The 13,653-nt window shown below is 73.6% G+C and carries 10 protein-coding genes; 8 read left to right on the top strand and 2 right to left on the bottom strand.

Annotated features, from left to right (window positions below; genetic code table 11):
- Positions 1 to 288 precede the first annotated feature (288 nt).
- From ACIQ6R_RS06585 to ACIQ6R_RS06565, 5 genes are all read left to right on the top strand, one after another.
- Positions 289 to 1,713 carry an APC family permease gene (locus tag ACIQ6R_RS06585; protein WP_404177429.1) on the top strand — a complete coding sequence of 475 codons (1,425 nt, stop codon included), beginning with the start codon at positions 289 to 291 and terminating at the stop codon, positions 1,711 to 1,713.
- Between the two features lie 297 nt (positions 1,714 to 2,010).
- A complete protein-coding gene (locus ACIQ6R_RS06580; protein ID WP_404219236.1) occupies positions 2,011 to 4,662 on the top strand; it encodes a CocE/NonD family hydrolase in 2,652 nt (883 codons plus the stop codon).
- Complete coding sequence (locus ACIQ6R_RS06575; protein ID WP_404219234.1) at positions 4,659 to 5,540, top strand: ABC transporter permease; 882 nt, start codon at positions 4,659 to 4,661, stop codon at positions 5,538 to 5,540. Before ACIQ6R_RS06580 ends, ACIQ6R_RS06575 begins: the two co-directional genes overlap by 4 nt.
- A 277-nt stretch (positions 5,541 to 5,817) precedes the next feature.
- Positions 5,818 to 7,392 (top strand): von Willebrand factor type A domain-containing protein, encoded by a 1,575-nt coding sequence (locus tag ACIQ6R_RS06570; RefSeq protein ID WP_404219232.1) that lies wholly within the window; start codon positions 5,818 to 5,820, stop codon positions 7,390 to 7,392.
- A 103-nt stretch (positions 7,393 to 7,495) separates the two neighbouring features.
- Positions 7,496 to 9,424 carry an AMP-dependent synthetase/ligase gene (locus tag ACIQ6R_RS06565; protein ID WP_404219230.1) on the top strand — a complete coding sequence of 643 codons (1,929 nt, stop codon included), beginning with the start codon at positions 7,496 to 7,498 and terminating at the stop codon, positions 9,422 to 9,424.
- Positions 9,425 to 9,492: 68 nt separating this feature from the next.
- Here the strand turns inward: ACIQ6R_RS06565 and rdlB are convergent, their stop codons facing one another.
- Positions 9,493 to 9,885 carry a rodlin RdlB gene (rdlB, locus tag ACIQ6R_RS06560; protein WP_404177444.1) on the bottom strand — a complete coding sequence of 131 codons (393 nt, stop codon included), beginning with the start codon at positions 9,883 to 9,885 and terminating at the stop codon, positions 9,493 to 9,495.
- 261 nt (positions 9,886 to 10,146) lie between these two features.
- On the opposite strand from rdlB, the gene rdlA reads away from it, so the two are divergent.
- From rdlA to ACIQ6R_RS06545, 3 genes are all read left to right on the top strand, one after another.
- Positions 10,147 to 10,539, top strand: coding sequence for a rodlin RdlA (gene rdlA, locus ACIQ6R_RS06555; RefSeq protein WP_386507256.1), 393 nt, complete (start codon positions 10,147 to 10,149; stop codon positions 10,537 to 10,539).
- 293 nt (positions 10,540 to 10,832) lie between these two features.
- Positions 10,833 to 11,060, top strand: a complete 228-nt coding sequence (chpD, locus tag ACIQ6R_RS06550; protein ID WP_404177998.1) for a chaplin ChpD — start codon at positions 10,833 to 10,835, stop codon at positions 11,058 to 11,060.
- Between the two features lie 125 nt (positions 11,061 to 11,185).
- The gene (locus ACIQ6R_RS06545) at positions 11,186 to 11,989 is read left to right on the top strand and encodes a chaplin (protein WP_404219228.1); all 804 of its coding nucleotides are present in this window, start codon (positions 11,186 to 11,188) and stop codon (positions 11,987 to 11,989) included.
- 362 nt (positions 11,990 to 12,351) lie between these two features.
- Here the strand turns inward: ACIQ6R_RS06545 and ACIQ6R_RS06540 are convergent, their stop codons facing one another.
- The gene (locus tag ACIQ6R_RS06540) at positions 12,352 to 13,641 is read right to left on the bottom strand and encodes an ATP-grasp domain-containing protein (RefSeq protein WP_404219226.1); all 1,290 of its coding nucleotides are present in this window, start codon (positions 13,639 to 13,641) and stop codon (positions 12,352 to 12,354) included.
- Positions 13,642 to 13,653: the final 12 nt, after the last annotated feature.

The raw sequence follows: 13,653 nt of genomic DNA, 5'->3' as shown, positions 1-13,653 counted from the left end.
GCCCCCACCGACAGCATCCGGGCAGCGGGCGACGGAACGTTTTTTTGCCCCGTTCCCTACGGTTCCCGTATGCCTCAAGAGCCCCCACGGGAAGGGGTCTGACACTGTTTTCAAGTGTTCTGGCGACTCAGTTCAACGAATTCCGTAGGTAAACAGCCATTGACGCACCGGTTTTCGTCGGTATTCCATCTGGCGTCGGGAGCGGACGAGAACGACGTACGACCAAGCCGCCGGAGGCGATAGCGCTCCCGCCCGAACCACGTCGCACGAGTCGATCGGAACCGCTCCATGACCGACACGCTCCGCCCCGCCGAGACCGCCGCCGCGGCGCCCCCGGACCCCCTGGCCCCTGGGGCGACCCGGACGCTCAAGCGCTCCATCGGGGTCGTCGGCGGCACCCTCCTGACGATCTCGTGCGTGACCCCCGCCTCCACGCTCTTCGTGGTCGTCCCCGACCTGTTCGGCTCGCTCGGCACCGCCACCGCCCTGACGATCGCCATCGGCTCCCTGCTCTGTATCGCCGTGGCGTTCTGCTACTCGGAGCTGGGCACCCTCATCCCCAGCGCGGGCGGCGAGTACGCCATGGTCTCGACGATGGCCGGGCGACTGGCGGGCTGGCTGGTCTTCGTGCTCTCCCTGCTGGTCGTCATGATCGTGCCGCCGGTGATCGCCATGGGCACGGCCGACTACCTCGAACCGCTCGTGCGCCTCGACCCGTCCCTGGCGGGCGCCGGCGTCATGGTGCTCGCCACCCTCGCCGGCCTGCTCGACCTGCGCGCCAACGCCTGGATCACCGGCGTCTTCCTGGTCCTGGAGGTCATCGCCGCCGCCGTCGTCGCGGTGCTGGGCTTCGCCCACGGCGAGCGGGGGCCGGGCAGCCTCGCCTCGATGGAGGTGGCCGGCGCGGACGGCGGCGCGGACCCCGTGACGGGCATGCTGGTCGTCTCCGGCCTCGCCATCGCCCTGTTCGTCACCCAGGGCTTCTCCACCGCCGTCTACCTCTCCGAGGAACTGGAGAACCCGCGCCGCAACGTCGCCCGCACGGTGCTCGCCACCCTCGGCATCTCCGCGGTGATCATCCTGGTCCCGGTCGTCGCCATCACCCTCGGTGCCTCCGACCTCGCGGAGCTGACCGGCGGCGACATCGGCGCCATGGTCACCGCCTGGTCCAACTCCGCCGTCGGCACCTTCGTCAGCCTCTGCGTGGCCCTCGCCATCATCAACGCCGGCATCGTGATGGTCATCCAGAACTCGCGCGTCCTGTTCGCCTCGGCCCGCGACAGGGCCTGGCCCGCGCCGGTGAACACCCTCTTCGCCAAGCTCGGCCGGTTCGGCTCCCCGTGGGTCGCCACCCTCGCCGTCGGCGTGCCCGGCGCCGCGCTGTGCTACGTCGACCTGGACACCCTGTACGGCGTCACGGGCGTCTCCGTCACCGGCATGTACCTGCTCGTCGCGGTCGCCGCCCTGCTCGCCCGCCGGGGTGCCCACCGGCACGCGCACGCGTGGCGGATGCCGCTGTGGCCCGTGCTGCCGGTCCTGCTGATCGCGGTCCTCGCCTACGTCCTGACCCAGCAGGAGACGAGCCACCTGCTGTGGACCGGCGGCATCACCGCCGTCGCCACCCTGTACTGGGCCCTGTACCTGCGCCCGCGCCGCGCCACACGCTGGCTGGTGACCGTCCCCGAGGACGTCCGGGAGCCGGCCCGGCCTTGACCGGCGGTCACGGCGACCGTTCCGGTCATGACCGGTGGTTCGGGGGCCGGCCCGGTCGTGTCCGGCGGTCACGGCGACCGTTCCGGTCGCGACCGGCGGTTCGGGGGCCGGCCCGGTCGTGTCCGGCAGTCACGGCGACCGCCCGGCCGTGACCCGACGGGGCAGGCGCCCGTTCGGCGCGCGGCCCGCCCTACCGCGCCCGTGGTACGCGGCGCCGGCGCCGTACTTCCGTGGGAGGGGCGGCGGTTCAGCCCTCGGGCTGCCCCCGTTGTCGGCGGCGGCCCGTACCGTTGACGCATGGATCTTCGACTGCCCCGCGTGCGAGGGCTGCTACGGGGGCCGCGGCGGATGCTCTGTGCCGCGGCCGCCGTCGTCGTCCTCGCCGGCGCCGGGACATGGACGGCCGTCGCCGGCGACGACCCGCCCCCGGTGCACCGCGCCGACCGGGTCATGGCCGTGGGCGACGGGGTGCGCCTGGACACCTCCTACTTCACGGCGGGCTCCGGCGGCCCCCGCCCGGCCGTCCTGCTCGCGCACGGCTTCGGCGGCAGCAAGGCCGACGTACGGGAGCAGGCCGAGAGTCTCGCGCGGGACGGGTACGCGGTCCTGACCTGGTCGGCGCGCGGCTTCGGCGAGTCCACCGGGAAGATCGGGCTGAACGCCCCGGACGGCGAGGTCGCCGACGTGTCCCGGCTGATCGACTGGCTGGCGAAGCAGCCGCAGATCCGGCTGGACGAGAAGGGCGACCCGCGCGTGGGCGTCGCCGGCGGCTCCTACGGCGGCGCGGTCGCGCTGCTGGCCGCCGGGCACGACCGACGGGTGGACGCGATCGCCCCCGCCATAACGTACTGGAACCTCTCGGACGCCCTCTTCCCGAACGGCGTCTTCAAGAAGCTGTGGGCCGGCATCTTCGTCAACCTCGGCGGCGGCTGTGACCGGTTCGAGGACCAGCTCTGCCGCATGTACCAGCGTGTCGCCGAGTCCGGGCAGCCGGACCCGCAGGCCGTGGAACTCCTCGACGAACGCAGCCCGCAGGCCGTCGGCGAGCGCATCGACGTGCCCACGCTGCTGATGCAGGGCCAGACCGACTCCCTCTTCCCGCTCGGCCAGGCCGACCGGGCCGCGCAGGCGATCCGCGCCAACGGCGCCCCGGTGGCCGTCGACTGGATCTCGGGCGGCCACGACGGCGGCGACCTGGAGACGGACCGGGTCCAGGCCCGTGTCGGCGCATGGTTCGACCGCTACCTGAAGGACGACGAGTCGGCCGGCACCGGCCCCGGCTTCCGCGTCAGCCGCACCCTCGGCTCCGGCAGCGGCGACGGCGAACCCCGCCTGGAGGGCGTGAGCGCCGACTCCTACCCCGGCCTGGGCGGCGAGCCCCGCGCGATCGAACTGCGCGGACGCGAGCAGAGCTTCGACAACCCGGCGGGCGCCAGCCCGCCCGCCGTCTCCGCCCTGCCCGGAATCGGCGGCTCCGGCGGACTGTCCCAGCTCTCCTCGCTCGGACTCGGCGTCTCCCTGGACTTCCCCGGCCAGTTCGCCGCCTTCGAGTCGGCGCCCGTCCGGGAGGACCTCCAGATCACCGGCTCCCCGACCGCGACGGTCCACGTGAAGTCCACCCGCGACGAGGCCGTGCTCTTCGCCAAGGTGTACGACGTCGCCCCCGGCGGCGCCCAGCAGGTGCTCCCCGCCCAACTGGTCACGCCCGTCAGGGTGGCGGACGCCGAGGCGGGCCGGGACGTGAAGATCACCCTGCCGGCCGTCGACCATGAGATCGAGAGCGGCCACCGGCTGCGCCTGGTCCTCTCCTCCACCGACCTCGGCTACGCCTCCCCGGCCGCCCCCGCCACGTACACCGTCTCCCTGGAGGGCGACCTGTTGGTGCCGACGGCACTCGGCGGGAGCGGACAGGTGGCCGGACTGCCCGCCTGGGTCTGGTGGGCGCCCCTCGCGGGAGCCGCCGTCGCCGCGGCCCTGCTGCTGACCGCCCGTCGCCGGACCACGGCCCCGCCGCCCGACCCCGCGCTGGCCGACGTGCCGCTCCAGATCACGGACCTCGGCAAGCGGTACGCCAAGTCCAGCGACCGGTACGCCGTCCGGGACCTGTCGTTCCGGGTGGAGAGGGGCCAGGTGCTGGGCCTGCTCGGGCCGAACGGTGCGGGCAAGACGACCACCCTGCGCATGCTGATGGGCCTGATCACGCCCGACGGCGGCGACATCCGCGTCTTCGGCCACGCCATCGCGCCCGGCGCCCCCGTGCTCTCCCGCGTCGGCGCCTTCGTCGAGGGCGCGGGCTTCCTGCCGCACCTGTCCGGCCGCGAGAACCTGGAGCTGTACTGGCGGGCCACCGGCCGCCCGCCCGAGGACGCGCACCTGGACGAGGCCCTGGAGATCGCCGGTCTCGGTGACGCGCTCGCCCGCGCGGTGCGCACCTACTCCCAGGGCATGCGCCAGCGCCTCGCCATCGCCCAGGCCATGCTGGGCCTGCCCGACCTGCTGATTTTGGACGAGCCGACCAACGGCCTCGACCCGCCGCAGATCCGCGAGATGCGCGAGGTGATGATCCGCTACGCGGCGGCCGGCCGCACGGTGATCGTCTCCAGCCACCTGCTGGCCGAGGTCGAGCAGACCTGCACCCACCTGGTGGTCATGGACCACGGCAGGCTCGTCCAGGCCGGGCCGGTCGGCGAGATCGTCGGTTCCGGCGACACGTTGCTCGTGGGCACCTCCGCGCGCGTGGACGCGCCCCTCGTCGAGAAGGTCGCCGCCCTGCCGGGCGTGGCCTCGGCGGCCGTCGCCGACGGCGGCCTGCTGGTCCGGCTGGACACCGGAGGCACGGCCCGGGACCTGATCGCCGAACTCGTCCGCCTCGACGTGCCCGTGGAGTCGGTGGGCCCCCACCGGCGCCTCGAGGACGCCTTCCTCACCCTGATCGGAGACCCGGCATGAGCACGCTGGCCGAAGGCGCCGCGCCCGCCGGCCCCCAGGAGGTCGCCGAGGGCTACCGCGCGGGCCGCACGCTGCCGGTGCGGGTCGAGCTGGTCCGCCAGCTGAAGCGGCGCCGCACGCTCGTCATGGGCGGCATCCTGTTCGCCCTGCCGTTCGTCCTGCTCGTCGCCTTCCGGATCGGCGGCGAGCCGGGCGGGGCCAACAACCAGATCAGCCTGATGGACTCGGCCACCGCGTCCGGAGCCAACTTCGCCGCGGTGAACCTCTTCGCCTCCGCGGGCTTCCTCCTCGTCGTGCCCGTCGCCCTGTTCTTCGGGGACACGGTCGCCTCGGAGGCCGGCTGGTCGTCCCTGCGCTATCTGCTCGCGGCGCCGGTGCCCCGCGCCCGCCTGCTGTGGTCCAAGCTGGTCGTCGCCCTCATCCTCAGCCTGGCCGCGATCGTCCTGCTGCCGCTGGTCGCGCTCGCCGTCGGCTCGGTCGCCTACGGCTGGGGGCCGCTGGAGCTGCCCACCGGCGGCAGCCTGCCCACCGGCACCGCCGTCGAGCGCCTGGCCGTCACGGTGGCGTACGTCTTCGTCTCGCAACTGGTCACCGCCGCCCTCGCGTTCTGGCTCTCCACCAAGACGGACGCGCCGCTCGGCGCGGTCGGCGGGGCGGTCGGCCTGACCATCATCGGCAACGTCCTGGACGAGGTGACCGCCCTCGGCGACTGGCGCGACTTCCTGCCCGCACACTGGCAGTACGCCTGGCTCGACACGGTCCGGCCCGAACTGGACTGGACCCGCCTCGTCCAGGGCACGTCGCTGTCGGTGACGTACGCGCTCGTGCTCTTCGCCCTGGCCTTCCGGGGGTTCGCCCGCAAGGACATCGTGTCCTAGGAGGCGCCGGCCGGGGAGCGGGCCGAGGGACCGGGACCCGGCCCCTCGGCCCCCGCCATCGAGCCCGCCCACCTCACCTCACCCCACCCCACCCCACCCCACCCCGCTTCGTCGCGGAGACCGCGCCCAGGTCACCGGAGGGTCACCCACCGGTCTCGACGGCCCGCCGCCGTGCCCACTTCGAGACGCACCCGTGACGCCCCGTGCCGCACGTTCCGCCCCGCCCCGCCGTCACAGTCACGTACATCGGCGTCAACGGAACCAGGGGGCACGGAAGATGAAGCGGTACCGGACACGAGGGCCGATCGGCGCGCTGCTCGCGCTCACGGCGGCGGGCGGCCTGCTGCTCACCGGCTGCGGGGGCGACGCGGACCACGGGACGAAGGAGACCGCGGCCGACTCCCGGGGCGGCTCGGCCCCGATGCCCGCGCCCGACCGCCCACGCGGCGAGGGCGAACAGCGGTACGACGGCGACACGGGCACCGGGGAGCCCGGCGAGAACGGGGACCCCCGTGAGACCGCCCCGGCCCCCGACCACCTCTCCACCTTCGCCCTGGACGTCGACACCGCCTCCTACGGTTACGCCCGCCGCACCCTTGCCGAGGGCCGGCTGCCCGACCCGTCGACGGTCCGGCCCGAGGAGTTCGTCAACAGCTTCCGCCAGGACTACGACCGCCCCGACGGCGACGGCTTCACGGTGACCGTGGACGGCGCCCGCACCGACGAGGAGGACTGGTCGCTGGTCCGCGTGGGCCTGGCCACGCGGGCGGCCGAGCAGGAGGGCGAACGCCCGCCCGCCGCCCTGACGTTCGTCATCGACGTCTCCGGCTCCATGGCCGAACCCGGCCGGCTCGACCTCGCCAAGGAGTCCCTCGGCACGATGACCGACCGCCTGCGCGACGACGACTCGGTCGCGCTCGTCACCTTCAGCGACGAGGCCGAGACGGTGCTGCCCATGACCCGGCTCGGCGACCGTCGCGGCCGGGTCCACGACGCGATCGACAGCCTGGAGCCGACCGACTCCACCAACCTCGGCGCGGGGGTCGAGACCGGCTACGCCACCGCCGTCGAGGGCCGCCGCGAGGGCGCCACCAACCGCGTCGTCCTCGTCTCCGACGCCCTCGCCAACACCGGCGACACCGACGCGGACACCATCCTCGAACGCATCGCGGACGCCCGCCGCGAGCACGGCATCACCCTCTTCGGCATCGGCGTCGGCAGCGACTACGGCGACGCCCTGATGGAACGCCTCGCCGACAGGGGCGACGGCCACACCACGTACGTCTCGAACACCGAGGACGCCCGCGAGGCCTTCTGCGAGCAACTCCCGCGCCACATCGAACTGACCGCCCGTGACGCCAAGGCCCAGGTCGCCTTCGACCCCGAGACGGTCGCCGAGTTCCGCCTCGTCGGCTACGACAACCGCCGGGTCGCCGACGAGGACTTCCGCGACGACCGCGTCGACGGCGGCGAGGTCGGCCCCGGCCACACGGTCACCGCCCTGTACGCCGTCCGCACCCGGCCCGGCGCCGACGGCCACCTCGCCACGGCCACCGTCCGCTGGCTCGACCCCCGCACCCGTGCTCCCCACGAGGAGTCCGGCGACGTGGAGACCGGCGCCCTCGCCGACTCGGTCTGGGGCGCGGACCGCGGCCTGCGGGTCACGGCGACGGCCGCCTACTTCGCCGACGCGCTGCGCTCCCCGTACGACGGCGACGGCGACGGCGCCCTGCCCGGCGCACCGCACCTCGGCGCCCTCGCCGAACGTGCCGGCGCGCTGGCCGACCGCACGGAGGACCCGGACGTCCGGCAGCTCGCCACGGCGGTGCGGCAAGCGGACCGGCTGACCTGAGCCGCCACACCCGTTGACCACTTACGCGCAAGTAAGTTTACTCTCAAGTAAGTAACGGGAACAGGCAGCACGACACCACTCCGATCCGCGACCGGGAGCCGACATGGGCGTACGCAGGGACCTGAAACGGGCGAAACGGCACGGCGACCTGGCGTCCCGCACCCGGACCGAGACCGTCCGGGACGCGGACGGCACCGTCCGCGAGGCCCGAACCGCCCCCCTGGCGCCCCGCCCCACCACCGGCAGCACCGCCGACATCCCGTTCACCAACGCGGCCGAGGCCCCCGACGCGGTGGTCCTGCGCCGCGAGGTGAACGGGGCCTGGCGGCCCGTCACGGCGGCGGAGTTCGCCCGCGAGGTGACCGCCGTGGCCAAGGGCCTGATCGCCGCCGGCCTGGAACCCGGCGGGCGGGTCGCCGTCATGTCCCGCACCCGCTACGAGTGGACGGTCCTGGACTTCGCGATCTGGGCGGCCGGCGGCCGGACCGTCCCCGTCTACGCCACCTCCTCCGCCGACCAGGTCGAATGGATCGTCCGCGACTCCGGCGCCCGGCACGTGGTCACCGAGACCGCCGCGAACACCGCCACCGTCCTGACCGGCACCGCCGACCACCCCGAGGGCCCGCGCGCCTGGGAACTCGACGCCGGCGCACTCGCGGACCTCACCGCCCTCGGCAGGGGCGTGAGCGACGAGGAGGTCACCAAGCGCCGCACCGCCCTGACCCCGGACACGGTGGCGACGGTCTGCTACACCTCAGGCACCACCGGGCGCCCCAAGGGCTGCGTCCTCACCCACGCCAACCTGCACGCCGAGGCCGCCAACACGGTCGAGCTGCTGCACCCGATCTTCAAGGAGGTCACCGGCCAGACCGCCTCGACCCTCCTCTTCCTGCCCCTCGCCCACATCCTCGGCCGCACGATCCAGATCGCCTGTCTGATGGCCCGCATCGAGATCGGCCACTTCCCGAGCATCAAGCCCGACGAACTGCGCCCCGCGCTGAAGACGTTCCGCCCGACCTTCCTGGTCGGCGTCCCGTACCTCTTCGAGAAGATCCACGACACGGGCCGGGCGACCGCCGAGAAGATCGGCCGCGGCGCCTCCTTCGACCGCGCCCACCATCTCGCCGTCCGTTTCGGCGCCGCCCACCTGGAGCGTTTCCTCGGCCGCGGCAAGGGCCCCGGCCCCGCCCTGCGGGCCGGCTGGGCCCTGTACGACCTGCTGGTCTACCGCAGGGTCCGGGCGGAACTGGGCGGCCGGATGCGCTACGCCATCAGCGGCGGCTCCCCGCTCGACCACGACCTCAACCTGTTCTTCTACGCCGCCGGAATCATGGTCTACGAGGGCTACGGCCTGACCGAGACCACCGCCGCCGCCACCGTCATCCCGCCGCTCGGCCCCCGCCCCGGCACCGTCGGCCCGCCGATCCCCGGCACCTCGGTCCGCATCGCCGACGACGGCGAGGTGCTCATCAAGGGCGGCATCGTCTTCGGCGCCTACCGGAACAACCCGGAGGCCACCGACGCCGTCCTCACCGACGGCTGGTTCGCCACCGGCGACCTCGGCTCCCTCGACGCCGACGGCTACCTCACCATCACCGGCCGCAAGAAGGACCTCCTGGTCACCTCCGGCGGCAAGAACGTCTCCCCGGCCGTCCTGGAGGACCGCCTGCGCAGCCGCCCGCCCGTCGCCCAGTGCCTCGTCGTCGGCGACAACCGCCCCTTCGTCGCCGCCCTGGTCACCCTCGACCCGGACGCCGTCGCCCACTGGCTGTCGGTCCGGGGGCTGCCCGCCGACACCCCGATGTCCGAGGTCGTACGGGACGAGCGGATGCGCGCGGACGTCCAGAAGGCGGTCGACCACGCCAACGCCGCCGTCTCCCGGGCCGAGTCGATCCGCGCCTTCCGGCTCGTCGAGGGCGAGTTCACCGAGGAGAACGGGCTGCTGACCCCGTCGCTGAAGGTGAAACGGCACGCGGCGGTGGCGGCGTACGCGGACCAGATCGAGGCGCTCTACGCGGCGCCCGGGGGCTGAGCGGGGCGGCGAGGGCATGCGAAAGGGGCGGGCCGCCGATGCGCTCGGCGGCCCGCCCCCGGCCGATGTCAGCCCTCGCCGTTGGAGGACAGGATCGAGACGTCCTCCAGGAGGTGCGCCAGCGCACCGTCGCGCTTGGCCTGCGTGGAGTTCTCGGCGCACTGCTGGTTCATGTCATCGGCCAGGACGTTGAGGTCCTGGATCGGGACGATGCCGATGACGCTGACCGGGATGTCGCTGACGGCGATGCACGGCTTGTTGAACGAGCCCTGGATGAGCGCCATCTGCGGGCTCATGTTGCCGTGGGTCGCCGAGTTGCCGAAGTACTGCGAGGCGCCGTTTCCGTTCGCGGAGACGGGGCCGCTGTCGTCGCCGATCGCCATAGCCTGCGGGGCCGCGGCAGCGGAGGCCCCCATGACGGAGGCGGCGATCGCCGCGTAGGCAACAACCTTCTTGATCACTGGCCAGTCCTTTCTGAGGAAACCCCGTCCACCGGAGCCCTCTGGTCAACTCCGTGAGTGCGTTCGGGTTTCTCCCGTTCACTCCGACGGCCCACAACGGCAAATGTGTGCGGATGCGGGTACCGCCGCGTGTTCCAGCGGATATTCCTGCGCTTTCGAGATCCGATGCGGGCCAACCGGGTGAACGCCCGCAACCAATCACTCCCCACCGGGTTGATGAGGCCGTAGGACAGTGCGTCGCTACGACGAAAGGAACGCGAAGTGCTCAAGAAGGCAATGGTCGCCGCGGCGGCTGCCGCTTCTGTGATCGGCATGACGGCTGCCGCCGCTCCTCAGGCGTTTGCCATCGGGGACGACAACGGGCCGGCCGTGGCCAACGGCAACGGCGCCTCGTCGTCGTTCGGCAACTCGGCGACCGACGGCGACATGAGCCCGCAGCTCTCGCTGGTCGAGGGCACGCTGAACAAGCCGTGCGTCGGCCTCGAGGACATCAACGTCGCCGTCATCAACATCGTCCCGATCCAGGACGTCAACGTTCTGGCGGACGACCTGAACCAGCAGTGTGACGACAACTCCACGCAGGCCAAGCGTGACGGTGCCGTGTCGCACGTCCTGGAGGACCTGTCGGTCCTGTCGGCGAACAGCGAGGGCTGAGCCGCATCCCGCTCAGCCCGGGCGGCCCGCTGACTTTCCCGCGGGCCGCCCGGTCGTACACGGGTCGGGTCAGGTTTTCGCCGGGCGAGCGGAACGATGTCGTCGCTGTCCTGGGGGTACGGCCGTAACAGGTCGTGGTGCATCCGAGTGAATATCGCGGGACACCCCGTTCCATAGTTTCTCCGGCTGTCAATTCCTCGTTTGCAGGCTGCAGGTCATGGTGCGAGCCGTCAATGCTGTGCTCGCGCGGTTTCGGCCGTCATTCAGGCATGACCGCAGAGAAGGGAAAGTTCATGAAGAAGAGCGCTGCTGTCGTCGCGGGCGCCATCCTGGCCCTCGGCATGGCCACCCCGGCCTTCGCCGACGCGGGCGCCGAGGGTGCCGCAGTCGGCTCCCCGGGTGTCCTGTCCGGCAACGTCGTCCAGGTCCCCGTGCACGTTCCCGTCAACGTGTGCGGCAACACCGTCAACGTCGTTGGTCTGCTGAACCCCGCGTTCGGCAACGTGTGCGTGAACGACTGACGTCGTTCCGAACCGACCGGCTGCGTCACGGCCGGCCTTGGCCAACTCGTTTGGTTCAGGGCCGGCTTTTCCCCTTTCTGCAGCCCGTTCCCCTCAGCCACCTCTACCAGCAGGAAGACAACAGAGTGCGACAGACCCTGAGCAGGGGGATGGTCGCGGCAGCAGCCGCGACGGGCATCCTTTCCCTGTGCGGCAGCCCCGCCCTTGCCGACTCGCATGCGGACGGAGCCGCCACGAACTCGCCGGGCGTCGCGTCCGGCAACGCCGTCCAGGTCCCGGTCGACGTGCCGGTGAACGCCTGCGGCAACACCGTCGACGTGATCGCCGCGCTGAACCCGGCCTTCGGCAACGAGTGCGAGAACAGCTCGGACGACCAGGCCGGCGGCTCCGTGAAGCACGGCGCGCCCCACGGCGACGACGGCTCGGACCAGGACGGTGCGTACGGCGGAGGAAGCGCCGAGGACGTCCGGGTTCCGTCCGGCGCCTCCGCCGACGGAGCGGCCGTGGGCTCACCCGGCGTCGGCTCCGGCAACAACGCGCAGGTGCCGGTCGACGTGCCGGTGAACCTCTGCGGCAACACCGTCGACGTGATCGCGGCGCTGAACCCGGTCTTCGGCAACTCCTGCGACAACCAGGCGGAGGAGCCCCCGGGCTACGGCGAGGAGGAGCCGCCGCCCACGACGCCGCCGACCGACGAGGAGAAGCCGCCGCCCACCGAGGAAGAGGAGCCCCCGCCGCCCGGCGAGGAGGAGCCCCCGCCGCCCGCCGGCGAGAAGGAGACCCCGCCGACCCCGCAGGTGGAGCAGCCTCCGGTCCTCGCGGAGACGGGCAGCGAGGCCACGTCCGCCGCCGTAGCGGCCGCCGGTGCCGCGCTGATCGCCGGCGGCGCGATCCTGTACCGCCGAGGCCGCGCCGCCTCCCACCGCTGACCCCGGCCCCAGCCCGCCCCCGACGCCCCCGGCCGACCCCGCACGGTCGCCGGGGGCGTTGTGGCGCCCGGCGCCGGTGACAGACGCCGCGCCCGGCGCAGACGCCGCGCGTGACCGGCCCGGCGAGTCGCCGGGCTTTGGCATGGACGGCCCGGCGAGTCGCCGGGCCTCGGCGTGAGCGGCCCACCGAGGCGCCACGCATCGGGACCCGTCTGCCGGCGAGGCACCGCACCCCGGCACGAGCGGCCCACCGAGGTGCCACGCCCGCCGCCGGGGCCGGGCGGGCTGCCGCTGCCGCCCCGCGGGCCATCGCGCCGAAGTTCCGGCGCCCCCGGGGGCACGCGCCCGGCGAGGGCGGCGCGTCAGTGGCTGCCCGCCCTGTCGTCGTCCGGGCGGTCGGAGCGGTCGGCGGAGGGAGCGGTCGCCTGGCGCACCACGCGGGCGCGGGCCGGTGCCCCGGCGCGCGGGCGGCGGTCCTTCCGGCGCAGGCGGTCCAGCAGCCGTGCGGTCACGTGGCGCCCCCACAGGGTCCACAGGGCCCGGCCGGGCGCCCGGTCGTCCGGGGCGTGCCAGGCCAGCTCGCGTCCGCCGGGCGCCGGACGCAGAGCGCTCAGCGGCGCGTAGTTCTCCACCACGAACGCCCGCCCCGGCTGCGGCGCCCCGTCCGGCAGCGTGCGGTGGGTCAGGTCCAGGTGCAGGGCCCGTACGACGTCCAGCCCGGCGGTGTCGGTGAACAGCCGGAACTGGGCGCCGGGACGCGGGTTGAAGTCGAGCAGGTGATAGCTGCCCGTCGTACCGCAGCGACGGAAGTCGAGGTCGAGGATGCCCCGGTAGCCCAGCTCGCCGGTGATCCGCTCGGCCAGGGCCTGCACCTGCGGGTTCGGCGTCCAGCGGCCGACCGCCGTCAGACCGGCGCCGCGCGGCCTGGCGCGCGTCTTGCGGCCGGGACCGCCCGCCCGCACCGCGCCCGAGCGGTCGGCGTACCCGTGGAAGAACCAGTCGCGGTCCGGTCCCGGCGGCAGGAACGCCTGGAGCAGCAGCCGGCTGCCCGCCTCCTCGGCCCGCCGGTACAGCTCACCGGCCTCCCGCGCCGAGCGCACCAGCACGGTGCTGCGCAGTCCGCCGCCCGGCGGCACCAGCCAGGGTCGGCTCCACTTCGCCACCACCGGCAGCCCCAGCCGCCAGGCGGCACGGGCGGCCTCGGCCGGGCCGTCCGGGACCAGGGTCTCGGGGTGCGGGACGCCCAGGGACGCGCACACGCCGGCCAGCTCCGCCTTGTCCGCCACGCGTTCGGGCAGCGCGCCCGGCAGGTCGGGCAGCAGGTACGCGGGCGCCAGCTCCGCCCGCATCCGCCCCACCGCGACGGCACACGCGTCGTCCATCGGGATCAGTACGGCGGGACGCGCGACCCGCGCGGCGACGCGGCGCAGGACCACCGCGATGTCGGCGGGCGACGCCCCGGGCGGCGGCGGGGTGTGCAGCCGGCTCACATAACGCGAGGCGCGGACCGGGCTCTGCGCGCAGTCGGCGACCACGTGCACGTCCACGCCCGCGCGGCCGAGTGAACGCACCGCACCCAGCGTTCCGTGGTGAAAGGGATTCCGGTCGGTCCGCAGCAGAACGGCGGGGACGCGGGTGTCGAACAGCGACACGGGAAACTTCCT

This window comes from Streptomyces sp. NPDC096048, assembly GCF_044763415.1.
Classification (GTDB): Bacteria; Actinomycetota; Actinomycetes; order Streptomycetales; family Streptomycetaceae; genus Streptomyces.
This window is presented reverse-complemented; position numbering and strand designations above follow the sequence as displayed.